The following is a 22,184-nucleotide window of genomic DNA, read 5'->3' on the forward strand; positions in this document are numbered from 1 at the left end:
TGGCCAGCCCCTCGTCTGATCTTCACGCTAGGCCCACGACGACCATGATCAATCTCAGCGCCAACCACGGTTCCAGTGATCCCCGGGGCCGGACCTGCACGTAGCTCTGGCTGCCGAATCCTCTCACCACGAGGACGGGCACGCCTGCACCTTGCACCCAGCCGGTCATCTGCGCCCGCAGTGTGTCCTTCTCGCACGCGACGTACAAGGCGGCGGTCTGGCCAGCGGTCCTGTCCAGGGCGAACCAGTCCGGCACGGCCCGCAGGAACTCGCCAGCGCCGGGCCATGCCGGCGGAACGTGGACCTCGCGTAGCGGGTCGATGAGATCAGGGAAGCGCTCTTCCCTGCGGGCCTGGGCGAGACGGGCCGACAGGCGCCGGTATGTCGGCGCGGTATGCGGGATCAGGCCCGCTGAGACGAGCCGGTAGTACGCCTGGCGAAGCGTGCAGCCGCCGACCTCGTCATAGCTGGTGACGATGTCGGCGGCCCGGTCCACGATGCGCGCCCACTGGAGTCTGGTCACACCGGTACATGTACCCATCGGTCAAGAGGGCGGGTGACTGCCGAGGTCGCGAGCATCGGTCCGGCGGCACTCATCTTCCAGGAAGGCACTGGACCTCGGTGGGGCCTTCGTCGATTTCAGGCTGACAGGATGTCCCGCAACTCGCGCACGGCGCCCTCATGCTGGTGCTGGGAGGGAATCGAGTGGTACAGGTCCAGCGCGCGCCGCCGGACGAGTCCGGTGCGGTAGGCGGCAGGGAGGCCGGACAGGACGGTGACCGTCCGCCGGCATGCCTGCTCGGTGTCGCCGTCGTGATGGTCACAGGAAGCGGCGTCAATGGCCAGCAGTGAGCGGGTCATGGTGCTGGTCGGCGCGGACAGTTCCAGGGCGCGCTGCTGGCTCGCGCGGGCCCGCCGGGTGTCGCCGAGCGCGGTGAGCGCGTGGCTGAGGTGGACGTGATGCTTCTGTTCGCCGTGGGTGAGCCAGGTATCGGCCCGCGCGGTGGCATCGAGCCGGTCCATGAGCGTGTCAGCTGCTGCAAGTGCCTGGCGGGCCTGCTCGGGCTGGCGGGACAGGGCGCAGGCGCGGGCAGCGACGGCGGCCGCCAGGGTCGCCGCGGCGGTCGGCCGGGCCCCGGCGAGCCGGCGGGCCCTCTCGGCAAGCACGGATGCGGCCTGCGGTGCGCCGTAGTTGAGCGGGACCATGGCCTCGCGCGCGAGCACCCACGCGTGCAGCTGGCTGTCGCCGGATTCCTCGGCCGCCGTGGCGGCGGTGGCGAACCAGGCTCGTGACTCCTTCCGCACGCCGAGGTCGTGGAGCACGACGGCCGTCATCCCTGCCATCTGCCCTGCGGTGCGGCACACCCTGATGCGGGTGGCGACCGGCTGCGGGCTGTCGAGATAGGGCCGCAGGCCGGCCAGATCGCTCACCAGATCGGCCAGCACTCGGGTGGGCGACTGGCCGTGGTAGCCGTAGCCGTACGTCTCGGCGGCTGCTTCCAGGTCGGACAGGTCGGCGGGGGTGGTGTCGGCTGCGAGCGCGACGTCCATCGACTGGCGGGTGTCGGTCAGAGCCGTGAGCGCCGTTCCGGTGAGGCCGGCGGCGAGCGCGCCGCGTAGCAGCGTGCGGCGGATCATCGGGTCGTCTCCATCGTCGGACTCCGGGAGGGGCATCGGGGAGCTGTTCTCCCAGGGTCGCGCAGCAAGGCCCAGAAGGGCACCAGGAATCCGAAGTGCGTCCGCAACACGCTCGATCGTGTCGAGCGTGGTCACCGTCGCCTCACCACGGGCGATCTTGGAGACCCGCTCGGGCTTCATGCCGCAGGCGTCCCCGATCCGGTAGAAGCTGACCCCGGCGTCCCGCGCCAGAGCGAACACGGTCGGGAAATCACGGCTGCGGACGGCACGAACGAACACCGGATCGAACAGCAGACGGTGCGGAACCCGAGCTGGTGACGGCACCAAGTCGCCCACAAGTTCCCCCTCAGCTCTCGTAGCGTGACGGAGAGTCAGCGCAGACGATACCCCCACCGTGGGGCCCCCACGATGGGGGTTACCGGCCGCGTCGCCCACGGCTTCACTGGCGGAGCCCTGGCCGTGCCGTCCTGGCCCGGCCGACCTACCAGTGGAGGAGGACCCATGCCGGTTCCCGTTCCGCCCCCGCCCGCCGCGACCCCGGCCCCGTCCGGTGGCCTGCTGCGCTCCCGTCACCTGATCACCGCCGCACGGTCGCGGACCGCCACCCCCTCGGACGGCGGTTCCTCCGGCGTCTCGGACTCGAACGACTGACGAGACGGAACCACGCGATGACGACTCCGTCGATCGCGGCATGCCTGGGCGAGGAGTTCCTCGCCCAGGCACTGCACCGCGACTTCCGCCACTTCCCCGGCGCCGTCGACGTCTCTGGGCTGATGACCTGGGACGACCTCGACTCACTGCTGACCATGCACCGGCTGGAACCGCCCCGGATGCGGCTGCACCAGGACGGCGCACCGCTCGCCGTGACCTCCTACAGCGAACCGGTGACGACCCGCAGGCACACGGTCTGGCGGCGGCTTCAGCCTGCCGACCTGCACGCCCGCCTCGCCGCCGGAGCCTCCCTCGTCCTGGACTCCGTCGACGAGATGCACCGGCCCATTGCCCGGCTCGCTGAAGACATCGAACGGGCCCTGCGCACCCGGGTGCAGGCCAACCTGTATGCCTCGTGGACGGGCACCGAGGGCTTCGGCATCCACTGGGACGACCACGACACCGTCGTCGTCCAGCTCGACGGCAGCAAACGGTGGCGCCTGTACGGCACCACCCGTCCCTTCCCGCTGCACCGGGACATCGAGACCCCCGCCGAACCGCCCGCCAAGCCGGTCGCAGACCTGGTGCTGCACACCGGTGACGTGCTCTACGTCCCCCGCGGGATCTGGCACGCGGTCGCCGCCGACCAGGGCACCCGCTCCCTGCACGTCACGTGCGGGCTCCAGACCCACACCGCTACCGACCTGGTGACATGGGTCGCCGAGCAGCTGCTCGGCCACGAGGAATGGCGCCGCGACCTCCCCCGGCTCAGCGACCCCACCCTCCAGGCCGAAGCCCTGCACCGGCTGCGCAAGCTCCTCGCCGAGGAGCTCGACGACCCGACGCTGATCGCCCGCTACACCCGGGCGATGGACGGCCGGGACCCCGGCCGCATGGCACCGAGCCTGCCGTACGTCGACGGCATCCCGGCCGACCCCGACCTGTGCGTCCGGCTGACCACGGCCCGCGCCGTGCTGGAGGCCGACGACGACGCGGTGACGCTGGCGGCCGCCGGGAACACCTACGAGTTCGCCCCGGCCGCCGAAGCCGTCCTGCGCCCGCTGGTCGGCGGAAAGACCGTCGCCCTGGCCCCGCTCGCCGCGGCCGCCGGCCTGGACATGGAGTCCGTGACCGGGCTCGTCCAGGTCCTCGTCACCGGGCAGGCCGCAGCGGTCGGGAGCAGGCCGTGACAGCACAGCTCGCCCTGGGCACCTACCGGTGCAGGGCCATCCCGGAGGCGGCCGCCCGCGCGGCCGCCTCCGGCACGCAGTGGATCGACACGGCCCCCAACTACTGCACGGGCCGTGCACAGACCCTGCTGGCCCCCACTCTGGCGGCCCACTCGACGGTGCACGTCTCCACGAAGGTCGGCTACTTCACGGCGGCCACGGCAGGCGCCGCAATCCTCGACGGCGCCCTGACTACCGACCAGGCGCTCACCGGGCACAGCCTCGCACCCGACTACGTGCGCTGGCAGATCCGGCGCAACCGCCTCGAACTACGCCGCGACCACCTGGACCTGGTCCTGCTGCACAACCCCGAAAGAGCGCACCCGAACGACCGCGCAGCCCTCTACCGGGTCATCCGCGACGCCTTCACCGTCCTTGAGGAAGAGGCGGCGGCCGGACACATCGGCGGGTACGGGGTGGCCACCTGGCACGGCTTCGAGCACGAGACCTTCTCCGTTCCGCTGCTGAAGGCTCTGGCATCGGAAGCCGCCGGCGGGCCCTACCACCACCACCTGAAGGCGGTCCAACTGCCGGTCAGCCTGGTGAGCATGGCACCGATAGAGCAGGCCCTGCGCGGACGCGGCACGCTGTGGCATGCCGCCAGGGCAGGCCTTCAGGTGATGGCCTCGGCACCCCTGCACGGCGGTGAACTGCCGGAGATGATCGACCAGGAACTCGTCGACCTGGTCCGGCCGGGCCTGACGCCCGCACAGGCATGCATCCTGACCACGGCGTCATGCCCAGGGGTGACACAGGTCCTCGTGGCCGCCTCCAGTGCGGAACACTGGCAGCAGGCCACCGACGTGGTCGCCCAACCACCCCTGGACCACGAACGACTACGGAAGATCACTGGTGTACTCGCCTCCGCCTGACCCCGCGATCGAGCAGCGAATGCGCGCCCACCACCGGCGTGCGGCGCAGGCCCTGGCCGTGGAGGTCGAGCCCGACGGTGAGTTCTGGGGCTGGGCCGGGCGCACCCTGGGTGCACCGGCCCGCACCGCTGCCGACCAACCGGCTTGGCTGCGCTTGGTAGCCGCTCCGCAGGCCAAGGCCTCCGGAAAGCTGTGGGACGGCGCCGTTGACGCGCAGCGAACGCTCGGCGACCTCGACGGCCGCCGTCCCGCCCTCCTCGCAGTCCACGACCGGGTCGACGACGACACCGCCTACCGGGCCGAACTGTTGGCCCACGTCGGCGAACCGGTCCTGTCCCCCACCCCGATCCTGAGCCAGGACCTCGAACTGCCCGATTCCTGGTGGACGGACCTGACGCAGACGCTGCGGAAGCTCGCGGCCGCCGCCACCGACCGCGTCGCCGTCCGAACTCAGTACATGGAGCGGGCCATCCCCCAGTTCCTCGGCATCCCGGCCCCGCCCGCGACGCGCTGGAACACCGCCCACGGCGATCTGCACTGGGCCAACCTCACCGCCGCTCCTCTGCGAGTTCTCGACTGGGAGGCCTGGGGAGCGGCTCCGCAGGGGTTCGACGCCGCGATGCTCTACGCCTACTCCCTGCCGCAGCCGCGCGTCGCCGCCCGCGTCGATGCGGCGTTCCCGGCCCTTGGCAGCCCTGCCGCACTGGCTGCCGAAGCCACAGTGTGCGCGATGCTGCTACAGACCGTGGAGCGGGGGCACAACCGCATTCTGGAAGACTCGCTCAGTTCGTGGGCTGAAGAACTACGCGGCCGCTCAAGTCGGGGCGGTTGACGCGCGGCTGTCCGGTGCCTGACCCAGCCGATCACCTGTGCGGTCACGCCGACGGGGCATGGCTTGGTGGCAGTTCGCCGCTGACGCCGGTGATCATGCCGTTGAGTACGGCCTCTTTTCGTCGAGCAACTCACCTCTTAAGAGGTGAGTTGCTGCGGGTGGGTGGTCAGCGAGGAAAGGGGCCGCGTGTCGGGGGAGCGGCGTCGGCGAACGGGTTTGGCGAGTGCGCGACGGCGTCCGGCAGCAGGGCGGGAGCGATGTCCTTCAGGTCGGGGTGAGTAGCGGCAACGTCGCGCAGCAACCGGGGGAAGGTAACCCGGTCCAGTCCGCGCCCGGTACGCGAGAGCAGCAGGGGGCCTTCCGCTTCGGTGGAGTGGGGAGATTTGTGGGGGCGTACCGGCAGGTACTCGTCCAGCGCCCACACCACCGGCCTGGGGATCGGCTGGAGGGCGGAGACGGCGCTGGCGCTGTTGTTCTTGGCGGGCAGGCGCCAGGTGGGCCCGGCGGCGTTATCACGCTGGATGTGTTGGACGACGACGGCGATGGACTGGCCCGGGCGCAGGCCTGCGAGGGTCATGTAGACGGCGAGACGGGCGCGTTCGGGGTGAGGGCCGCGGTAGCGGTCGGCCGCGGTGCGCAGTGCGTCGGTCTGGAAACGGGTGAGCTGCTCGCGCGCGGCCGGCGGGGTGGGCCCGGCGAGCGCACGGCGCGGCGGCAGGTTCCAGCGGGCGGCGCCGAGGTCCTCCTCGCAGTGGGTGTAGAAGCTGCGCAGGGCGGATACGGCGCGGCCGCGGGAGGCGGGTGCCACGGGGGTGCCATCGAGATTGGTGAGCCGGGCGGCCCAGTCCTGGACGTGCAGGGACTCGAAGTGCCAGACGAGATCGCCGATGTAGCTGAACCAGTCGCCTCGCCATCCGGGCGAGGCGTCGATGCCGGCGAGTAGCAGGCCGTAGCGGTAGCGGGTGTCGTCGTCCCAGGCCCGGCCGCGGACCTCTTGGCCGTCGGGCCGCACGTACACCCCGGACAGCCACCCGCGCAGGATCGCGTAGGGGTCCGGGGTCATGGTCGCGCTGGTCATCCCGCCACTCTAGGAACCCCACACGGCGCCGGGGCAGTCGCCGGTGCAAGGCCCGCTGCACAGAGTGGAAGCGGGCCGCCTCCTCCTCGGTGTAGGGCGGCGCCGAGCTGCGGCCTCGTCGCCGCCGGCGAACTCTAGCGCGACCTCCAACGGGAACTCGCATACGACGGTCTACGGACCGCCGAGGCCAAGGCTCCGCAGGCGCACTCCGTAGCTTTACCCAATTTTGACCCATCCCTCTTCGGTGGTGGAAGCGCAGATTCCGGCGGCCGCACGCTCACTCCACCCCCTAACACATCCGGGCGAGCCGCCCGGTGAAGTTCATAAGCCTGTCCCGAGGTTCGTCCTCGGGGGCGCTGCAACTCTCCCTGCAACAAGGGCTGCTGAACGCGAAAGGAGGGCTCCCGAGGGGGCTCAATAGGCGCCCAGCGGCCGCTCGCCAAGCCCCTACAGTGGAACTCGTTCACACAGTGAGAAAGCCTCACCCGGCAGTCCTGGCAGCCACCAGGAGGGTGAGGCTTCTCGAACGATCCCTAGGGGGAATCTCCATGCATCATCGCACGATAGATGCCGCCAGCGACGAGCCGAGTGAGCCGAGCCGCTTCGAGCGCCTGATGACCCGGGCACGCCGGACGCTCGTCCTCATGCGCCGCCGGTTCCTGCTCGGCCTGGCGTACGGCTCCGGCACCGGCTGCGTCACCCTGGCCGTGCTGTGGGTCCAGCACCGCGTGTGGTAGCCCGCGGCGCGTCGCCGGCAGACGCCACGGGGCCCCGCGCGATGCCGTGCGGGGCCCCTGCGGTCTTTCACCCGGTCTTCCAAGATGAACGGCTTAGGGTTGACCGTCAATCTTCCCCATGGCCGTGATCCGTCAGAAGAGGGCGTCTTGGTCCGGCTCCTCGCGAGGCAACGGCCCGACGTCCTCGCCCCTCCACTTGGCCTCTAGGTGCTTGCGCCAGCCCGTCGGCGGAGGCCAGGGGACACCCCATTCCGCAAGCTGTTTCTTCGACCAGCCGCCGTTGGGGGTCTGTGCGGCGGCCACCTCGTCAGGGGAGGGCACGTAGTTGACCATGCGGAGATGCTGCCTTAGCGCGCGGTCGGGTGCCACAGCGGCCATCGGGAACAGTCGTACAGCGGTTATCGGTGAGATTGATCTTGGGCTGGAAAGTTCTGGTGACAGCAGGTCTGCGCCTTCGCGTCCACGACGGAACCGCAGTAACGGCTGGGCGGACGCCTGGAAATAGCATGTCCGGCTTCGGGGAACAGCGGGGCCGTGATAGCAGCCGCAGGCCACCACCGAGCCTCCAGCGTTCCTGCCCCGCCCGTCCGCCCCGGCTGGAACACTGGATGCCCTGCCGACGATCCGTCCTGGAGCCCCGCATGCCCGACAGCCCCGACCCTGCTGACCTCGCCCGCACCGCCGCCGACGCGATCCAGCAGCTCAACCAGATCACCGTCACCGCGAAGGCATACGAGACCCCGGGTGCCGTGTCCGAGGTCGTCGACGCCCTCGCCGTCCTGGTGGAGCGGCTGCCGCAGGCGTTACAGCAGACGGAAGCCGGCCTGACCCGGCTGCACGACAACAACGCCATCCGCCTCGCCGGTAAACCGGCCGCGGAGACGTCGCAGAAGGACATCTTCGACGAAGTGGTCGCGGTGACGAGTGCCCTGCGGGACGCCCGGGAGCGCCTCCAACAGGCAAGCGCGGAGCTCCGCAGTGCCACGGGCCCCCTCTCCAGCCTGGGCGGGCCCTGGCCGGATGAGGACGACAGTGACGCGTAGGCGGCGGGTACAGCAACGGGACATTCGCGGCCGCTACACCCGCCTGCCGGGGCCGCCGTGGTGGTTCATCGTCGCGGTCGTCGCCGTCGTGCTGATCGTGGCCAACCTGCTGTAGGACGGATCCTCACAGCAGCGGCTCACCCTTCGGGCTCGGTGGCGTGCGCAGCACGTCCGCAGCCGCCAATTGAAACCCTGTGCGCGCCATCGTCGCCCGTGCCAGAGCCCGCCCCCACGCCTCCTGATCCACCCACGGAGCCTCGCCCTCCCCCTGGTCGCGGATCTGGTCCCGCATCCTGATGAACGCGTCTTCCAGATCCCGCATCGCCTCGTGTGCCTTCTGCGGGCCCAGCAGGTCCACCCGCTCCACCAGACGCCGCAACCTTCCCCACGCGGCCGTCAGAGTCTCCTTCGCAGCCATGGACGGATGCACGCCCGGGCCACCCGTCTCCTGCCAGTCCAAGACATCCGCATCCCATCGGTCCTGGATGCTCCGGAGTTCCGCCAACTCGGCATCCCAGCCGTCCAGGAGCGCCAGGTAAGCCTCCTGGCGTTGCCCGCGCAGCCACTGGCCGTGCTCGACGTGGGCCTGGTCGGTGGTCTGGCGGCGGCCGACGACGATGCCGGTGAGGACGCCGCCGATGCCGAACAGGCCGGCTGCTGTAGCGGCGATGAGGGCCGCCCATCCTTGGTCCATGCGGGCCATCCTGCCCACCCGCCGTCCGGTGCCGGGAGTCTGACCGGAGTTGAGCGAAGGTAATGTCTGTCGGTGGTCGGCGTCATGATGATGGTGGATCCCCCACAGGGCATCACCCTGCGCGTCACCGCCGTCCCCGCCGTGCACCGAGGGCTCCTCGCCCGCTGCCAGCCGCTCAACGGCAGCCAGGACCTTCCCACGATCCCGGCCCGGCGCCCTCACTCTCTGAACAAGATCGTTCTCACCGATAACCGCTGTACCGATGTTCCCCGAGGCCGCACAGGTAACGGACATCCGTCGGCGCGTCCTCGTCGGCCGGCTCGGGCGGCACGGTGCAGGGGCGGCCGACCGGGGACCGGGCGGCCGCAGGAGCGGCTGTACACCCCGGTTGCCCGAGCGGCCGAACTTTACGGAACAGACCACCGACCGCCATCAGAGAGCCGTGGGGAGGCGGAGGTCCGTGGAGACAGTGCGGAGCGCGGCGCGGCCCGGCGGATCGGGCTGGGGTAACGGTCTGTTCCGTAAAGTTCAATGTGCTCACCGAGATCCCCGGGGCGGTTTCGGCTCCCGGGGGTGCGGCTCGGGGGCGTTCGCCCGCAGGGGTGATTGCATGGGGTGCGGCGTCCCGTGGCGTCCCGTGTGCCAGTTGGGCACGTCATGAAGCGGATCACCTGCCTGAGCACAGCGCTGGCGCTGACGGTCATCGTCCCGGCTGCGGCGCCGGCGGCAGCGGACTCCAGTGCCTGCACTCACCACTGGTCGGGACCCCAGGTGTGTATCCGCCTGGAGGGCCGCAACGACTGGAACTCCGTCACGGCGATCTGGGCCAACCCGCCGGACTCCGCAAGGTCACGGACCGTCCGGCTCACCCTGGACGGCACCCAGCTCGGCAGGGCGCAGACCGCCCGACGGGTGGGCAGGACCATCAGCCACAAGTGGTCCGCCTTCCAGCAGGGCACGGGCGTCAAGGTGTGTGTCCGCTTCGTCGGCATCAGCCGGGTGGCCTGCGAGACGACGAAGTACATCGGCAACCGGGCATCCCTGTAGACCTGATGTGCCACTGTCCTCAGGACTGCCCGCACCCGCTGCCGGTCGTGGCCGTCATGCGCTCTGACCGTTGTTCAGCCGCCGGAACATTCCAGGTCGCCTGTGTGGGTTCGACCACAGCGGAACGGAGCGGCATTGTCAGACCCACCCCGTAGACTCCGCTCAGCCCCCGCTCCATAAAACGGGATGAATAGGCCTTCGGCCTCGCCTTCGAAACGACGAGTGGCGGCACCGTCCGGTGCCGCCACTCGTTTGTTCAGGTGAGTGTCTTCGGTTGTGTCCCCGCAGGTGGGAGGCGGTTCTCTGGGTCGGGGCCCTCCGGGGAACCACCCCCAGAGGGGGCCCCAACAGGCTGCCGCTGGACCGGCCAAGGCGCAACGTCAGCTCTGTTGAATGTAACGGCCCAACCTGTAGATCCATTCCCCAGAGTTCGGGATTGTTGAGTGTTACCCATTGGTAATTCCCGCCCCCTATGGAATGCGGATCGGGTTGTGAAACGCGTGGGCCGGGCCTTCCGGGTCCTGTCCCCTGCTGACGTTTTCGTGACAGAAGCACCGTGCTATATCCTGCTCGATCAAGAGCGGCCCGTTCTTTTGTCGACCTAACCACTCGACTCTGGGCCTCTTATGTCCAAGTTACTTCGCTGGACCGGCCAAAACTCGCACAACTTCAGAAGGACCGAGGGAATGGATTTCCTTACGGCTGCGGTCATGATCGTTGCGATCACCGCGGCAACCGCCGTGCTCGTCGTCAAGCTCCTGTCGTCCACTCCGGCGCGGATCGCGGCCGTCCTGGGGGCGATCGCCGTCCTGTTCGCCGTCGTCCCCCGCATCGTCACACCGCTTTCGGAACCGTCGGCACCGGCGACCCCGGCCCCCGCGACTACCGTCACCGTCGCACCCGCCGGATCCGGCGGGGCCGCCCCGCTGAGCGCCCCTTCCGCTGCCACGGCGGACGACGGAGGCCTCCGGTGACCATGGACTTCCCCTCCGGGTCTCCGTTCAGACGGCGGGACCCCCGCACCCGCGCCATGGTGCTGGGCAGCTCGGTGTACGCCTTCGACGAGGAGACCGGACGCGTGGGCCACGACGTCTCCGGTCCTCGCGCGATGCAGGCGCTCATCGACCTCAACCCCTTCCTGTCCGAGCTGTCCCGCAGCACCCGCCATGAGTTCGCCGGCGGCATGGCGAGCCGCATGGGCACCCGCAACAGCCAGCTGAGGGGCTCGGTCGGCACCACCGTGCACATAGTGCTGTCAGGCTGCGTCTACGAGGAGTCCGCGTACGGAGAGGACGCCACGGTGCGGATCCATGGGAGCGGAGCCGTTCTCGGGGTAGCCGAAATCTTCAACCCCGACCTCCACGCCCCGACCGCACGGTGCCTCAACACGACGACGACGCTGGCCATCCCCCTGTCCCGGATGCGCAACTTCGCCTTCCACAACGGGATGCTCGCGGCCGCGCTGGGGAAGGTCCTCGCCGATCAGCTCGTGACGGGAGAGCGGGTCTACAGTCGCCGCAGCCTTCCCCCGGAGCAGCGGCTCGCCGGCCTCTTCGTCCACCTCCTGGAGCGGTGCGCCGTTCCGTGCGGGAGGTACGGCCGCATGATCGAGGGCCCCTCTCAGAGCGACCTCGCCGATGCCCTGGCCGTCAGCCGCGCCACCATCGAGAACGCCCTCAAGACCCTGCGCTCCCTCAACCTCGTCTCGACCGGCTACCGCCAGTACCGGTTCCCCGACGAGCGGGAGCTGGCATCGTTCGGACGGGTCCGCACCCTTTCCCAGACTGTCACAGGATCGACAGAGGTTTAGTAGTCAACATTTGGTAAGCGTCCGCCTCCGGAGCCCAGCCCCGGAGGCGGGCTTCATTTCGCCCGCCCACCCCTTTCGCTTTCGATCAACCTGATCGATAATTAGCTTGGCGTCGAGATAATCGACCTCATAAACGGGCTTAACGATGCTTTTACGAGCCTTTGCGCCTCTCTGCCGTACTCACGTATTTTCCGGCGCTCTCGACGAGTGACCTTGATCACTTCAGGGTTCCCCCGCCGGCCTCGCCGGTCCAAGCGGTCAGGCGCCGGCTACCGCGGCGGACGCGAGCACGGTTTCCTGCGGGTGGCCCGGGCAACGGATCGCCGGGCTCCGTGTTCCTCGTCCTGCGTGTGGTCAGACGGTGGGACCTTGCCCCTTTCTGCGGTCGGGACCTTGCTGTTGCCGCAGGTGCGGAGGCTGTTCGGCGGGCCTTTGAGCGGGGGGAGCCTGGCCAGGTGCCCGGCGGACCGTCGTGGACCGCGAACGTGCCGCGGCCGTCGACGGACGCCTGAGCTCGGCGGTCGCCGACGCCGGTTGCGCATCCGTGCTGGTGCCGCGGAGCCGTGCGTCCAGGCGGTGGCGGAAGGCCTCCTGCACGTCCCGGTCCGCGGGCGGGAGAGCGGAGCGGTGAGCCCTCTCCTGGGCGACCCGGACGACGGTATCGGCAGAGCGGCCGGCGCGGGAGGCCAGCAGTTCGTCGGGGACGAGGGGCAGCGGCAGAGTGCCAGCGGAGGTCACCGGACGGGACACCAGCGCGTGCAGCAGGGGCCGGATGGCGTCGTACTCGCGCCGGGCGGCGCTCTGCTCGGAGGCCATGGCAGCGACCGTGTCGGCGTCCTGGGTGACGGCGCGCAGCACTGGAAGGGTGCTCTCACTGATCTCACCGCGGGCCGCGAACGCGAGGAGGGTGTCCTGGTGTCGGGCGAGCCACCCGGCAGCCTCCTCAGAGGGAAGCGGCCGCGCCCGGCTCTCCTGGAGGGCGGCGACTCCGGCAGGCGCAGCACGCCACAGGCCGGAGTCGCCGCGTTCGTTGACGTACAGGTCGGCGCCGGTCCGGTCCGTGATGGTGAGCCGCCGGACGGCCGGGCTGTCTTCGGCGGCCGCGATGGTCTTGGGCATCGCCGTGTACGCGCTGTCGTGGGCGGTGGGCGGTGTCCAGCGACCGGACTCCAGGTAGCGGTGCAGGGAGTCCAGGCGGCTGCGCTCGGCCCGCACGCCGAGCGCGAGGACCTCGACCTCGTACTCGGCGTCGGCGAACTCGGCCGCGGTGGCCATCACCATCTCCGGGTTCCGGAATACGCCCTCGAGGATCAGGCTGTAGCGGTGGGTGCGCGCGTGCTCGATGCTCATGCGCACCCATGCCCCGGAGGCCTGCGCCGTGGCGTTGGGGAACAGCAGCGGCTCGTCGCGCAGCAGCAGCTCGTACTGGGGGTGGAAGGCCCGCAGTTCGTCCCCGGTCAGCGGGACCAGGTCCCGGTCCCGGCGTCGCTGTTCGGCGGCCGCCATCGCCTGGCTCTTGCCCGCGGCCGGCTGGGCTCCCGCCAGGATCAGAACCGGCTGATCCTGGCGGGAGTGGCCGGAGAAGACGAAGTCGCGGACGTATTCTTCGAACCGGGCCCGTAGCTGTTCCTCGGTGAGGAAGTAGTCGCGTGCCTCAGCCACGGGCGTCGCTCAGGCGCGCGAGTTCGGCTTCCCACTCGGTGATGTGGGCGATCAGCTGGGCGCGGTCGTGGGCGGGCACGTCCCTCTTCGTGTCACGCAGCTCGAGGACCTTCTGCCGCCAGCGGTTGCGTTCCTCGTCGGTGGTCGCGGTGTCCGACAGGCGTATGTAGCGGCCGGTCAGGCGTGTGGCGGCCTCGGCGAAGCTGTCGTAGATGGCGGCGGTCGGAACGTCCTTGTACGGGTCTATCGCTTCCGTGGGCACCGGGCTCCTTCGGGTGGTCGGAAATGATCATTATCGTGGTCTACTGCATGCCGGACCTGATCAGATACTGAATATGTCCCCGCCTGTCCGGCTGGGGCCTACAGCGGGTCGCCTTCCTCGGAGACAACCTCCCGGTCGACGACCCACTTGTGCAGGTTTCGACGCGCTCCGTCGTTGGCGCGCCAACGAATTGGACGGCGGGCGGGGGCTTCCGGATCCGGGGCTGGTTGTCGATGGGGACTGGTGGCCTACTCCGGCTGATCTGGGCGAGGTTCACATCGTCGGTGCCTGGACAAGGGTGGTTCTCCTCGGTTCAAGAGCGTGAGTGGCTGGGCCCGGTGGCTGTCGGGGGCCTTCGCCGGCCCCCGAGCCCCCGCTCCCGCGGAACCGACCGGCGCGGCAAGGAGGCGGGAGTACGGCCCGGTGCGCGCCGGACGGCACCGCGGCCCGTGCACCGTCGCCGGGGAATCGGCGGGGCGAATGGGCCGCGAGGGTGGACAGGGAATTCTCAGCCGTCGGCCTCGGTGACCGAGGGTGCCTGCGAGGGAAGAGGGACGTCAGGGTGGAATTCGGCGTAGGCCACACGGTGTTCGGTGAGATGGTCCCGCCCGGCCTGGGTTACGTGCAGCAGCGGCCAGTTGTCCCCGTAGTGGCCGTAGGCGTCGAACCGGGCCAGGTTCGTGTACTCGGCAAGGCCCTGGTCGACGAGTAATGCGGGCGCCTTCGTACTGCGGGTGGCCTGCTTGACCTCGTACGACATCAAGCCGCGCGGAATCGTCGCCAGCTCCTCCTCGGTCGCCCGCCCGTACCGTTCGACCTCGGTGCGGGCGTGATGGGCCCGCCGGGGATTCTCGGTGGCCACCAGGGTGACGAGCAGCCGCAGAGCGGGCTTGTCCAGCAGCCCGGCCGGGCGGCGCCTGCGCGGCTGATCCTCCTCCGGCGGAGCGTTGAGCAGCCGGTAGAGATAGCCGTCCCGCAGGGCGCGGTGCAGGTGCACGGCCAGTGCCCAGGGCTGTTCGAGTGCGGTGCCGCGCGCCGGGCTGGGCACGGCCTCGGTGTGGAGCCCGGCGGCGGCCTTCGCCTTGCCCTTGCGGGTGGTGGTCGCCCGGCGCGGCCGCTTGCCCTGGCACTCCGCGTGCAGCCGCTCGCCCTCCACGTCGACCGCGGCCACCCCGGTCGGGGTGTACGCCGGCAGTTCCGCCACGGCGGCCGCCGTCTGCGTACGGATCGCTGTCACCGGGTCGGCGCCCTCGACGAGCGCGGTCACCGCGGCGAGCGTGGCCGCGGTGTACTGCGGCAGACGCTCCGCCAGTACGGTGTGCATCTGCTCCCGGTAGCCGTCGTAGGTGTCGGCCAGGGCCTTGGCGTGAGCGCGCTTGAGGTCGAAGACCTCCCGGTACATGGCCAGTGCCAGCTCCCCCGTCTGCCGGTGGAACTCCTCCTTGAACTCGGCGTCGGCCCGTGTGCGTTCCTCCTGCGCCTTCGCCCCGGCCGTCTCGGCGGAGCGGGCGAGCGACCGGCACTCGGCTTGCAGCCCGTCGAGCAGCCGGTCTGCCTCCTCCGGCCAGCCGACCCCGCCCGACGGGTCGGGCAGGTTAAGCTCCGGGTACGCCGCGGCGTAGGCGGCGTGGTGCTCGGCAAGGTGGGCGACGCCCTCCTCGGTGATCTCGAACCCCAGGTAGGCGCCGCGCGAGCGGGCCAGCCCGCGCGGGATGAGCTCCTTGTCGATGGTGGGCGAGCGCGCCCAGTCCAGATATCCCTTGCGGCTGCTGGACGCGTCGTAGAGCTGTCCGAGGACCTCGGCGGCCCGCTCCTTGAGCGGCACCTTCGTCCGGGAGGCGCGCGGCTTGGTCACCCACCGCATCACGGCCCGGCCCTGCTTGGTCATGGCTACCTGGTGCATCCGCCCGAAGCGGGTGGCCCGAGCGTCGAGAGTGATCAGGTCGTGTGAGACCAGGACCTTGACGGTGGAACCGGTGCCCTGGTCGTGGTGCCCGGCGCCGCGCCAACGGAGCTGGAGTTCGGTACGGCCCACCAGGTCGGGCACGGCCGGTTCGTGGTAGGCGTCGATCGTGCGCCACTCGGAGGCGGGAGTGCGGTTCCAGTTCCCCGAGGCGCCGGCCGCCCGCTGCGCGGCCTCCCGGCGCTGGTCCTCCTCGAAGATGGTCTTCAGGTAGTACTGCTGACGCGGGTTCAGCGCATTCCACAGTTGTGCGTGGTCGGTGGCCACGGCCTTCCTTTCGCGTCAGGGTCGGTCACTGTTCGCTGGCCTTCTGGGCGTCCGGGGCGGCCTTGCGCAGCCGCTCGGCGGCGTGCCGCAGCCGGGATGTCTCCACGGTGACGGTGGCGTGTGCCTCGTGGTCGGTCGGAATGAACTTGGCGCCCTCGTCGAGCAGTCGGGCGACCAGATCAACGACGTGGGCGGCGTCACGGATGCCGCCGTCCAGGTCGCCGCGTGACGCCAGCCGGTCTTCGGCGCGGGTGAGCGGGTCGTTCGGCTCGACGCCGTCCCGCTCGAACTCGGTGCCGGCGTTCTGGGTGCTGTCGACGCGGATGGTGGTCAGCCCCAGCGCGGGCAGCATCCGGTACTCGCTGTCCGGGTCCGTGGGGTCGGCCGGCTCCGCGCCGGAGGTGAGGTGGGCTACCACAGCGTGCACGGGGTCGGCGACTGGACCCGGATGAGAGACGACGTGGTCGGTGAGGAAGAGCGGGGTGTCCTCGGGAAGCCGGGCGAGGATCGCGGAGAGTTCCCCGGTGGTGGTCACTTCCCGGGCTCCGGGCAGGGCGCGCAGGAATCGGGCGGTCGCCGTCTCCGCCTGCGCGGCCGCCTCCGCGTCCATGCTGATCCGCGGCGCGGCCGGGGTCGGACTCGACAGAGGGCGCAGCTGCGGAGGCTGGTCTGCGGAGGGGGCCCGGTCCGCGTTGAGCAGGACCCGGGCCATGTCGAACTCGCTGACCGTTCGGCCTCCGTGGGGAAGCTCGCGGCTCCCGGCGGCAAGGAGCTCCTCGATGAGCGGCTCGTCCTCGGGGGCGCTGGCCCGGTCCGGGTAGGGCGTGGCCTCGATCAGGTCGTCGATGTGCCGCAGCAGGGCGTGGGCCTCCGGCGTGAGCCTGTCTCCGCCGAGTGGCCGGAAGTCGGACAGGTGGGTGCGGTGCCAGGCGGCGCCCTCGGCGACGGCAGGGGCGAGGGTGCCCTCGCGGCGGGAGGCGATGGCCCGTGCCGCCCACGCCCGGTTCGAGGTGCCCCGGTGGGTGGTGATGGTGCGGTCTCGCATCTCGGCGAAGCGGTGGTCGGCCAGCGCTTCGCCGAGACGGGCGCGCATCTCGTCGCGGAGCGGGCCGTCGGTCCAGTTCAGGTGCCAGACGGCGCCGGTGTCGTAGACCAGCTCGACGCGGACGTCGGTGATGTCGCTGAGGTGGGCGGCGAGGCGGGCGGCTTGCCGGGTGCGGCTCACGGCGTCTCCTTGGAGTTGTCCTCGGTGGCGGGCCAGGGGGTGCCGGTGCCGGGGGTGGCGCGCAGCGCGGCGGCGCGGGCCCGGTCCTTCTCGATCCACCGGTGGATTTCGGCGGGGACGACGGTGTCCTCGCGGAGCATCCGTTCGTACAGCGCCGCCCTCCGTTCGGCGACGTCGGCTTCGGCACGCGGGTCGGGCACCAGCTGGTCCTCCAGCAAGCGGGCGGAGACGCTGCCGAGGAGCATCAGCATGGAGGTGGTGGAGTGCCGGGGCAGGCCGTCGGTCACCGGGTGCTCGTCGCCGTACCAGTGGTCGGTCGGGCCGGTGTGCTGGAGCAGCCACCGCTCCAGGCCTTGCGCGTGATTTTCGGCGGTGCCGTGCTTCGGCTCGGGGGCGCCGGCGGCGTACCGGGCGCCGTAAGGGATACGGTCGTCGTCGGGGGTGCCGTCGGGCAGCACGCGGGCGGGCCGGTCGAGGGGGGCCCGCCAGGCCTCGACGGCGCCGGCGAACCGCTTGTGCGCCGACTGCTTGGTGATGCCGAGGGCCTCGCCGATCTCCTCCCAGCTGGTGCCGCGCTCACGTTCGTAGACGGCGGCGCGGCGCATCACGTCCTCGGCGAGGGCCAGCAGACTGGCGGCCTCTCGGACAAAGTCGCCCGGTCCGGCCAGGGCGGACCCGTCGGTGTCGGTGGGGATGCGGGCGAGTGCGGTCTCGGCAGCCTCCCGATAGGCGTCGCACAGAAGGATCCGAGCCAGAGCGGTCTCGGTGTACGGATGGGCGGGCTCCGGGTCCGCCGCGGCGGTGGGCACCTCGATCTCGGTCATGACCGTCAGCCTAGAGCTGACGAGCACCATTCGTCAGTCAAAAGCTGACAACTGGCGAGCGTCAGACAGATTCTGACCGAATGAGATCGTCAGCTTCACCCTGACGCCGAGTCCGCGTCAGCCCGTGGGTGACGTTCCTGGCGGCGCCCCGAACTCACAGGATAATTACGGTTATCCTGTGCCTATGCTGATGCCGGTTCAGGATGTGGCGCATTCGGGCGGATCGACCGACATGCCGGTCTGGGTGCTGGCCCTGCGGCCGTTTCGCGCCCACCCGGACATGTGTGTGCCGGGCGGAGCGTCGGCTCCGCCCGGCACACACGCGGGGGTGGGCATCCTCGTGGACGGGCGCGTCAGGCGACGACCATCACCACCACGGCGAGGACGGCCATGGCCGCGGTGAAGACGATGCCGGTCTTCCGCCACCGGGATCCGCGCTCCTCGTCGCCGTGCACGACGTACGCGAGGAGGGCGGCCAGGACGGCGCACATCACGCCGATGCCGACGCCACCGATGCGGCCGCCGGCTGGCAGGCCGTGCTCCAGGTCCAGCGACTGGAACAGCACGCCCAGGTTGACCACGGTGGCGAACGCCGCCCCGGCCGCCCAGTTGCACCTCTTCTTCGGCGGCACGGCACCGGTGGCCGGGTCGGCCGGAGCCAGCTGGGAACCCACGACCGCGAATATCGCGACAGCGACCAACCCGAAGCCGACGAACAGGTTCTGCGTGTCCGTCATGTCTCCCCCTCAGTGAGGATCACCCGCCGGAGACCGCGGATCGGCCCCGGAACACCGGTGTCCCCGAATAATAGGGACGCGCGCGAAAATTGGACAAACTTGGAGGTCAGGGTGGCAGGAAGGCCCGTGAGGCCAGTCCCGACAGATGTTCCGCAGCCTCTGCGGGAGTTGGCCCTGCGGCTACGGGAGTTGCGCGCCGCCGAGGGCCTGACCCTCGATCAGCTCGCTCGGAGAACCGGGTTCGGCAGGACGACACTTAGCGATGCCCTCGCGGGCCGAAGGATCCCCACCTGGTTTGTCGTCGACGCCGTTGTCCGCGCCACCAACGCCTCCGCCCAGCGGGAGAGGCTGCGCCAGCTCTGGCTAACGGCCCGAGAGCCCGCCGTGGGAGAGACAGACTCCCGGGCAACCGGGACGGTTGCGGGCGAGGCCCTGGGCGAGCTGCCCCCTGGCGCGAACAGAGTGATGGCCTCTGCCGCCCGGGAGACGCAGCAGCGCACCGTTCTCTATGACCTGTATGAGCTGGCGGGGCGACCAAGTGTGCGAGAGGTCGCAAACGCCACGGGGCTGTCCCGGTCCGCCGTGCACCGGGCGCTGTCGGGGCAGTCCACGGCCGGCGCGCGGACGGTAGCCGACGGCCTGGCCGCCCGCCTGGCCCCCGACGAGCGAGAGGAATGGACGGCCAAGATCACCAACGTGTTCCAGGAGGGGACCGAACGTCCCGAGGACGCACCGCCGTTCCGAGCCCTCAATGCCAGCGAGCGCCAGGTCGTTGCTGAGGCCTTCTCCGAGTTCGAACGCAGCCTCCAACGGGTACGCAACCTGATCGCCCACGGCCGCGTGCAGACCTCACCGGAGTTCGGCGCCCAGGTCATGCTTCTGGCAGCCATCACGGAGCTGGCCCGATCGGGCCGATCCGCCGACACGGACGCGCCCCTGGCCGTAGAGGCGCTCGCTGCGCAGTACCGAAGGCGGGTGGAGGAACAGTCCGGTGAGGCTCCGGCGAGCGACTCGGCCTCGGACCGAAAGGGCGAGGCGTGACGGCGGCCGACATGCCCTCGGTCGAGCGGGCGACTGCCGGTGCGCCGGAGCGCTTGCTGCGGGCGACGCTGGTCACGCTGCACCGAGACCCGCGAGACCTCTGGCCGGAGCACGCACGGAAGCTGTACGACTTCCTCGTCGGCCTGTATGGCGCCGACGACGTGCTGCCGACCCTCGCGGCCTCCTGGATCGCGCACCAGCGTTCGGTGAACACGCAGAAGTCGTATGCCCGCGGCTTCCGCGCGTTCGAGGAGTTCGCCCGCGAACACGGTGCTCACCCGATGGCCGTGAAGTTCGGGCTCGCCGACACCTTCCGCCTGTACCTGGAGACCGCCCCCACGTGGGTACGGGTCAAGGGCGGCCGACGGGGCGAGATGACGCGCGCAGGCAAACCCCTCTCGGATGCCTCGCGCAAGAACGCCCTGTCGGCCGCCTCCTCGTTCTTCGTCTACCTGGACAAGGTCAGCGACGACGGGGTGAAGAATCCCTTCGACGCCGTACAGCGGCCGTACGTCGACCCGGACTACTCCGCCACACCCGGCTACACCGAGGAAGAGTGGGCCCGATTCCTGGCCGTCGCCCGCGACGAACACCGCGTCGCGGCGTACCGCAAGCGCGCCTACGCCCTGTTGCTCGTGCTCTACACCTGCTGCCTGCGCATCGACTCCCTGCTCAACGCGCGTGTCGAGGACCTCGGGTACGACCGGGGGCACCACGTGCTGCTGCTGGAGAAGGTCAAGGGCGGCGGCCGGAAGAAGAAACCGATCCCGCCCGTAGCCTGGGACGCCCTCCAGGACTACCTCGACGGCCGCACCGAAGGCTGGCTGTTCTGCACCGCCAGCGGCGGCCAGCTGGACGAACCGGCCGTATGGCGGCTGCTCCAGTCCCTCGCCAAACGAGCCGGGCTCCCGCTGCGCGGCCCGCACGGCACCAAGGTGGACGCCATCACCCACGCCCTGGGGAAGAGGGATGCCCGCCCTGACAAGGTCCAACAGTGGGCAGAACACCGGGACTCTCGCACCACTCAGCGCTACAACAAGCGCAAGGAGCTTCTGGACGACAGCCCCGGCTACGGGCTTGGCGCCGATCTCGCCGGCGCATTGCAACACGGCGACGCCTGAACGCCGCACGGGCGTGAGCAGCGAAGAAGGCGCAGCTCACGCCCCTTTGTCACCTCGGATACGGCACATTATCCGAGCCGATACGCACCGCACCACCGCATCACCCGAACGAGTGCAGAATCCCGCCAAGATTCTGCGGGTGCTAGACGGGATCGACCATGCTCCGTCATGCTCAGCACATGCAGAACAAGGAGAACCGGGGCAGAATCCCCCGCAGGGTCGGCCTGCGAAATGAGGATCGTGATCTCCGGCGCCCGGACGGCACACGGGCACGTCGCCCACTGTGGGACACCGGGTGGGGTGAGGCGCTAGCGGCCCGTCACGCTGCCCGCCGCGCACGGCACGTCCTCGCCGACCGCCTCCAGCTGCGCACCCGTGGCGGTGCGGCGGTCCGCCTGGACTTCCCCTACGCCGCCGGCCGGGGCCCCCAACGCGCCGAGGCTGCCATCGCCGTCGCCGACCGCTTCGGACTGACCGCCCGCCACCTGGACCGCAGCGGGCGAGCGCTGCGGGTGACCGGCGACGCCGAGGAGGTGGCCCGCTACACCGCCGCCCTGCCCCGGGTGCTGGAGCACGCCGAGTCGCTGGCCTCCTGGGCCGCCCGGATGCACGGTGCCTGGACCCGGCACAGCGCGCACGCCGACTTCTTCGCCGTCCTCACTCCTTCCGAACGCCGCTGCCACGCCCGCACCTGGCGCTGGCATGCGTTCCGTGTGATCACAGCCGTGCTGACCGGCCCGCAGCCCGACTCCGTACCCGCACACGACCCCGCGCTGCCGCCCTGGGAGCAGCCGGACGCCATCGCCGGGGGCCTCGGCGAGTACGGCTGGGTCGACATCCGCCACGCCTACGACCCGGCCGACGCCGTCCGGCTGCTCGACGAGGCCGCCCCCGCGCCCGCCCCGGTTGCCGCAGGGTGGCCGGTCCGCCAGGCCCGCGGCGAGCAGTTGAGCCTGTTCGATCCGGCCGAGACGGTCCCGCCCCGGGCCCCAGCCACCGGGCCGGTGGTCGTCATCCCCTGCTCCGGGCTCAAGCTGGACCACCCCGCCGAGGCCGGGAAGATCTACACCGGCTCGCTGCACACCCACGCCCGCCGCACCGCCGACGCCCTCACCGCCCACGGCGGCACCGTCCTGGTACTCAGCGCCCGGCACGGTCTCCTGCCGCTGGAGACGGTCATCGAACCCTATGACCACACCTGGGCCGACCCCGGCAGCGTCACCGCCGAGCAACTGCGCGCCCAGGCCGCCGCCCTGGGACTGACCGGCGCCGATGTCGTCCTGCTCACCCCGGGCGCGTATACCCGCCGCGCTCTCGCCGTCTGGCCGCACGCCCGCACCCCGCTGGCCCACCTCGGCATCGGAGCCCAGCGCGGCCGTCTCACCGCCCTGCGTACCCGCCCCGAGGAATACGCTCCTGCCGCCTAACCTTGTTCCCCTATTCCTGACCAG

The 22,184-nt window shown here is 70.6% G+C and carries 24 protein-coding genes and 1 pseudogene; 14 read left to right on the top strand and 11 right to left on the bottom strand.

The features are described from left to right. Positions 1–22 precede the first annotated feature (22 nt). On the bottom strand, positions 23–523 hold the full coding sequence (locus tag ACZ3KJ_RS33050) for a hypothetical protein (RefSeq protein WP_467532421.1): 501 nt from the start codon (positions 521–523) through the stop codon (positions 23–25). A 116-nt stretch (positions 524–639) separates the two neighbouring features. Next, entirely contained in the window at positions 640–1,974 is a 1,335-nt protein-coding gene (locus ACZ3KJ_RS33055) for a hypothetical protein (protein ID WP_467532423.1), read from the bottom strand. A 165-nt stretch (positions 1,975–2,139) separates the two neighbouring features. Between ACZ3KJ_RS33055 and ACZ3KJ_RS33060 the strand changes: the two genes are divergently transcribed. The 4 genes from ACZ3KJ_RS33060 to ACZ3KJ_RS33075 are packed head-to-tail and all read left to right on the top strand — an operon-like array spanning position 2,140 to position 5,222. Continuing rightward, positions 2,140–2,289: a hypothetical protein gene (locus ACZ3KJ_RS33060; protein WP_467532425.1), complete on the top strand. Its 150-nt coding sequence runs from the start codon at positions 2,140–2,142 to the stop codon at positions 2,287–2,289. Positions 2,290–2,306: 17 nt separating this feature from the next. Then, positions 2,307–3,479, top strand: a complete 1,173-nt coding sequence (locus ACZ3KJ_RS33065) for a cupin domain-containing protein (protein WP_467532427.1) — start codon at positions 2,307–2,309, stop codon at positions 3,477–3,479. Further along, a complete protein-coding gene (locus ACZ3KJ_RS33070; protein WP_467532428.1) occupies positions 3,476–4,390 on the top strand; it encodes an aldo/keto reductase in 915 nt (304 codons plus the stop codon). The genes ACZ3KJ_RS33065 and ACZ3KJ_RS33070 overlap by 4 nt, the downstream gene beginning before the upstream one ends. Before the next feature lie 19 nt (positions 4,391–4,409). Then, positions 4,410–5,222 (top strand): hypothetical protein, encoded by an 813-nt coding sequence (locus ACZ3KJ_RS33075; RefSeq protein WP_467532430.1) that lies wholly within the window; start codon positions 4,410–4,412, stop codon positions 5,220–5,222. 166 nt (positions 5,223–5,388) lie between these two features. Here the strand turns inward: ACZ3KJ_RS33075 and ACZ3KJ_RS33080 are convergent, their stop codons facing one another. Then, positions 5,389–6,300, bottom strand: a complete 912-nt coding sequence (locus ACZ3KJ_RS33080; RefSeq protein WP_467532431.1) for a hypothetical protein — start codon at positions 6,298–6,300, stop codon at positions 5,389–5,391. A 548-nt stretch (positions 6,301–6,848) separates the two neighbouring features. Between ACZ3KJ_RS33080 and ACZ3KJ_RS33085 the strand changes: the two genes are divergently transcribed. After that, entirely contained in the window at positions 6,849–7,037 is a 189-nt protein-coding gene (locus ACZ3KJ_RS33085) for a hypothetical protein (RefSeq protein ID WP_467532433.1), read from the top strand. Positions 7,038–7,169: 132 nt separating this feature from the next. On the opposite strand, the gene ACZ3KJ_RS33090 is transcribed toward ACZ3KJ_RS33085, so the two are convergent. Beyond that, positions 7,170–7,370 carry a hypothetical protein gene (locus ACZ3KJ_RS33090; RefSeq protein ID WP_397988564.1) on the bottom strand — a complete coding sequence of 67 codons (201 nt, stop codon included), beginning with the start codon at positions 7,368–7,370 and terminating at the stop codon, positions 7,170–7,172. A 308-nt stretch (positions 7,371–7,678) separates the two neighbouring features. On the opposite strand from ACZ3KJ_RS33090, the gene ACZ3KJ_RS33095 reads away from it, so the two are divergent. Both ACZ3KJ_RS33095 and ACZ3KJ_RS33100 read left to right on the top strand, forming a co-directional pair. After that, entirely contained in the window at positions 7,679–8,080 is a 402-nt protein-coding gene (locus ACZ3KJ_RS33095; protein WP_467532436.1) for a hypothetical protein, read from the top strand. Further along, entirely contained in the window at positions 8,070–8,195 is a 126-nt protein-coding gene (locus ACZ3KJ_RS33100) for a hypothetical protein (protein WP_467532437.1), read from the top strand. The genes ACZ3KJ_RS33095 and ACZ3KJ_RS33100 overlap by 11 nt, the downstream gene beginning before the upstream one ends. Before the next feature lie 9 nt (positions 8,196–8,204). Here ACZ3KJ_RS33100 and ACZ3KJ_RS33105 read toward each other — a convergent pair whose 3' ends face one another. Then, a complete protein-coding gene (locus tag ACZ3KJ_RS33105) occupies positions 8,205–8,774 on the bottom strand; it encodes a hypothetical protein (protein ID WP_467532438.1) in 570 nt (189 codons plus the stop codon). A gap of 657 nt (positions 8,775–9,431) precedes the next feature. On the opposite strand from ACZ3KJ_RS33105, the gene ACZ3KJ_RS33110 reads away from it, so the two are divergent. From ACZ3KJ_RS33110 to ACZ3KJ_RS33120, 3 genes are all read left to right on the top strand, one after another. After that, the gene (locus tag ACZ3KJ_RS33110) at positions 9,432–9,821 is read left to right on the top strand and encodes a hypothetical protein (protein WP_467532440.1); all 390 of its coding nucleotides are present in this window, start codon (positions 9,432–9,434) and stop codon (positions 9,819–9,821) included. Positions 9,822–10,531: 710 nt separating this feature from the next. Further along, positions 10,532–10,795 carry a hypothetical protein gene (locus ACZ3KJ_RS33115; protein ID WP_467532441.1) on the top strand — a complete coding sequence of 88 codons (264 nt, stop codon included), beginning with the start codon at positions 10,532–10,534 and terminating at the stop codon, positions 10,793–10,795. A 2-nt stretch (positions 10,796–10,797) separates the two neighbouring features. Continuing rightward, the gene (locus ACZ3KJ_RS33120) at positions 10,798–11,631 is read left to right on the top strand and encodes a Crp/Fnr family transcriptional regulator (RefSeq protein WP_467532570.1); all 834 of its coding nucleotides are present in this window, start codon (positions 10,798–10,800) and stop codon (positions 11,629–11,631) included. A gap of 354 nt (positions 11,632–11,985) precedes the next feature. On the opposite strand, the gene ACZ3KJ_RS33125 is transcribed toward ACZ3KJ_RS33120, so the two are convergent. From ACZ3KJ_RS33125 to ACZ3KJ_RS33150, 6 genes are all read right to left on the bottom strand, one after another. After that, positions 11,986–13,293 (bottom strand): zeta toxin family protein, encoded by a 1,308-nt coding sequence (locus tag ACZ3KJ_RS33125; protein ID WP_467532443.1) that lies wholly within the window; start codon positions 13,291–13,293, stop codon positions 11,986–11,988. After that, positions 13,286–13,555: a hypothetical protein gene (locus ACZ3KJ_RS33130; protein WP_467532444.1), complete on the bottom strand. Its 270-nt coding sequence runs from the start codon at positions 13,553–13,555 to the stop codon at positions 13,286–13,288. Before ACZ3KJ_RS33130 ends, ACZ3KJ_RS33125 begins: the two co-directional genes overlap by 8 nt. 508 nt (positions 13,556–14,063) lie before the next feature. Further along, on the bottom strand, positions 14,064–15,785 hold the full coding sequence (locus tag ACZ3KJ_RS33135) for a hypothetical protein (protein WP_467532446.1): 1,722 nt from the start codon (positions 15,783–15,785) through the stop codon (positions 14,064–14,066). Positions 15,786–15,810: 25 nt separating this feature from the next. Further along, positions 15,811–17,010 carry a hypothetical protein gene (locus tag ACZ3KJ_RS33140; RefSeq protein ID WP_467532448.1) on the bottom strand — a complete coding sequence of 400 codons (1,200 nt, stop codon included), beginning with the start codon at positions 17,008–17,010 and terminating at the stop codon, positions 15,811–15,813. Next, positions 17,007–17,834 (bottom strand): hypothetical protein, encoded by an 828-nt coding sequence (locus ACZ3KJ_RS33145; protein WP_467532450.1) that lies wholly within the window; start codon positions 17,832–17,834, stop codon positions 17,007–17,009. The genes ACZ3KJ_RS33140 and ACZ3KJ_RS33145 overlap by 4 nt, the downstream gene beginning before the upstream one ends. A gap of 353 nt (positions 17,835–18,187) precedes the next feature. Further along, complete coding sequence (locus ACZ3KJ_RS33150; RefSeq protein WP_467532452.1) at positions 18,188–18,571, bottom strand: hypothetical protein; 384 nt, start codon at positions 18,569–18,571, stop codon at positions 18,188–18,190. Positions 18,572–18,697: 126 nt separating this feature from the next. Between ACZ3KJ_RS33150 and ACZ3KJ_RS33155 the strand changes: the two are divergent. The 4 genes and pseudogenes from ACZ3KJ_RS33155 to ACZ3KJ_RS33170 all read left to right on the top strand — a co-directional run. Continuing rightward, positions 18,698–18,907: pseudogene (locus ACZ3KJ_RS33155) on the top strand (helix-turn-helix domain-containing protein); the annotation flags it as partial. Positions 18,908–19,036: 129 nt separating this feature from the next. Then, positions 19,037–19,612 carry a hypothetical protein gene (locus tag ACZ3KJ_RS33160; protein ID WP_467532572.1) on the top strand — a complete coding sequence of 192 codons (576 nt, stop codon included), beginning with the start codon at positions 19,037–19,039 and terminating at the stop codon, positions 19,610–19,612. Further along, complete coding sequence (locus tag ACZ3KJ_RS33165) at positions 19,609–20,733, top strand: tyrosine-type recombinase/integrase (RefSeq protein WP_467532454.1); 1,125 nt, start codon at positions 19,609–19,611, stop codon at positions 20,731–20,733. The genes ACZ3KJ_RS33160 and ACZ3KJ_RS33165 overlap by 4 nt, the downstream gene beginning before the upstream one ends. A gap of 179 nt (positions 20,734–20,912) precedes the next feature. Next, positions 20,913–22,160, top strand: a complete 1,248-nt coding sequence (locus ACZ3KJ_RS33170) for a DUF6884 domain-containing protein (protein WP_467532456.1) — start codon at positions 20,913–20,915, stop codon at positions 22,158–22,160. Positions 22,161–22,184 lie beyond the last annotated feature (24 nt).

Source organism: Streptomyces sp. NPDC003248 (assembly GCF_055563235.1).

Bases quoted from the DNA above. Each gene is read 5' to 3' on its own strand.
- ACZ3KJ_RS33075 (WP_467532430.1), top strand. From the start codon at position 4,410: ATGCGCGCCCACCACCGGCGTGCGGCGCAGGCCCTGGCCGTGGAGGTC.
- ACZ3KJ_RS33105 (WP_467532438.1), bottom strand. From the start codon at position 8,774: ATGGACCAAGGATGGGCGGCCCTCATCGCCGCTACAGCAGCCGGCCTG.
- ACZ3KJ_RS33085 (WP_467532433.1), top strand. From the start codon at position 6,849: ATGCATCATCGCACGATAGATGCCGCCAGCGACGAGCCGAGTGAGCCG.
- ACZ3KJ_RS33115 (WP_467532441.1), top strand. From the start codon at position 10,532: ATGATCGTTGCGATCACCGCGGCAACCGCCGTGCTCGTCGTCAAGCTC.
- ACZ3KJ_RS33065 (WP_467532427.1), top strand. From the start codon at position 2,307: ATGACGACTCCGTCGATCGCGGCATGCCTGGGCGAGGAGTTCCTCGCC.
- ACZ3KJ_RS33170 (WP_467532456.1), top strand. From the start codon at position 20,913: ATGCAGAACAAGGAGAACCGGGGCAGAATCCCCCGCAGGGTCGGCCTG.
- ACZ3KJ_RS33095 (WP_467532436.1), top strand. From the start codon at position 7,679: ATGCCCGACAGCCCCGACCCTGCTGACCTCGCCCGCACCGCCGCCGAC.
- ACZ3KJ_RS33060 (WP_467532425.1), top strand. From the start codon at position 2,140: ATGCCGGTTCCCGTTCCGCCCCCGCCCGCCGCGACCCCGGCCCCGTCC.
- ACZ3KJ_RS33120 (WP_467532570.1), top strand. From the start codon at position 10,798: ATGGACTTCCCCTCCGGGTCTCCGTTCAGACGGCGGGACCCCCGCACC.
- ACZ3KJ_RS33160 (WP_467532572.1), top strand. From the start codon at position 19,037: ATGGCCTCTGCCGCCCGGGAGACGCAGCAGCGCACCGTTCTCTATGAC.
- ACZ3KJ_RS33145 (WP_467532450.1), bottom strand. From the start codon at position 17,834: ATGACCGAGATCGAGGTGCCCACCGCCGCGGCGGACCCGGAGCCCGCC.
- ACZ3KJ_RS33110 (WP_467532440.1), top strand. From the start codon at position 9,432: ATGAAGCGGATCACCTGCCTGAGCACAGCGCTGGCGCTGACGGTCATC.
- ACZ3KJ_RS33150 (WP_467532452.1), bottom strand. From the start codon at position 18,571: ATGACGGACACGCAGAACCTGTTCGTCGGCTTCGGGTTGGTCGCTGTC.
- ACZ3KJ_RS33090 (WP_397988564.1), bottom strand. From the start codon at position 7,370: ATGGTCAACTACGTGCCCTCCCCTGACGAGGTGGCCGCCGCACAGACC.
- ACZ3KJ_RS33080 (WP_467532431.1), bottom strand. From the start codon at position 6,300: ATGACCAGCGCGACCATGACCCCGGACCCCTACGCGATCCTGCGCGGG.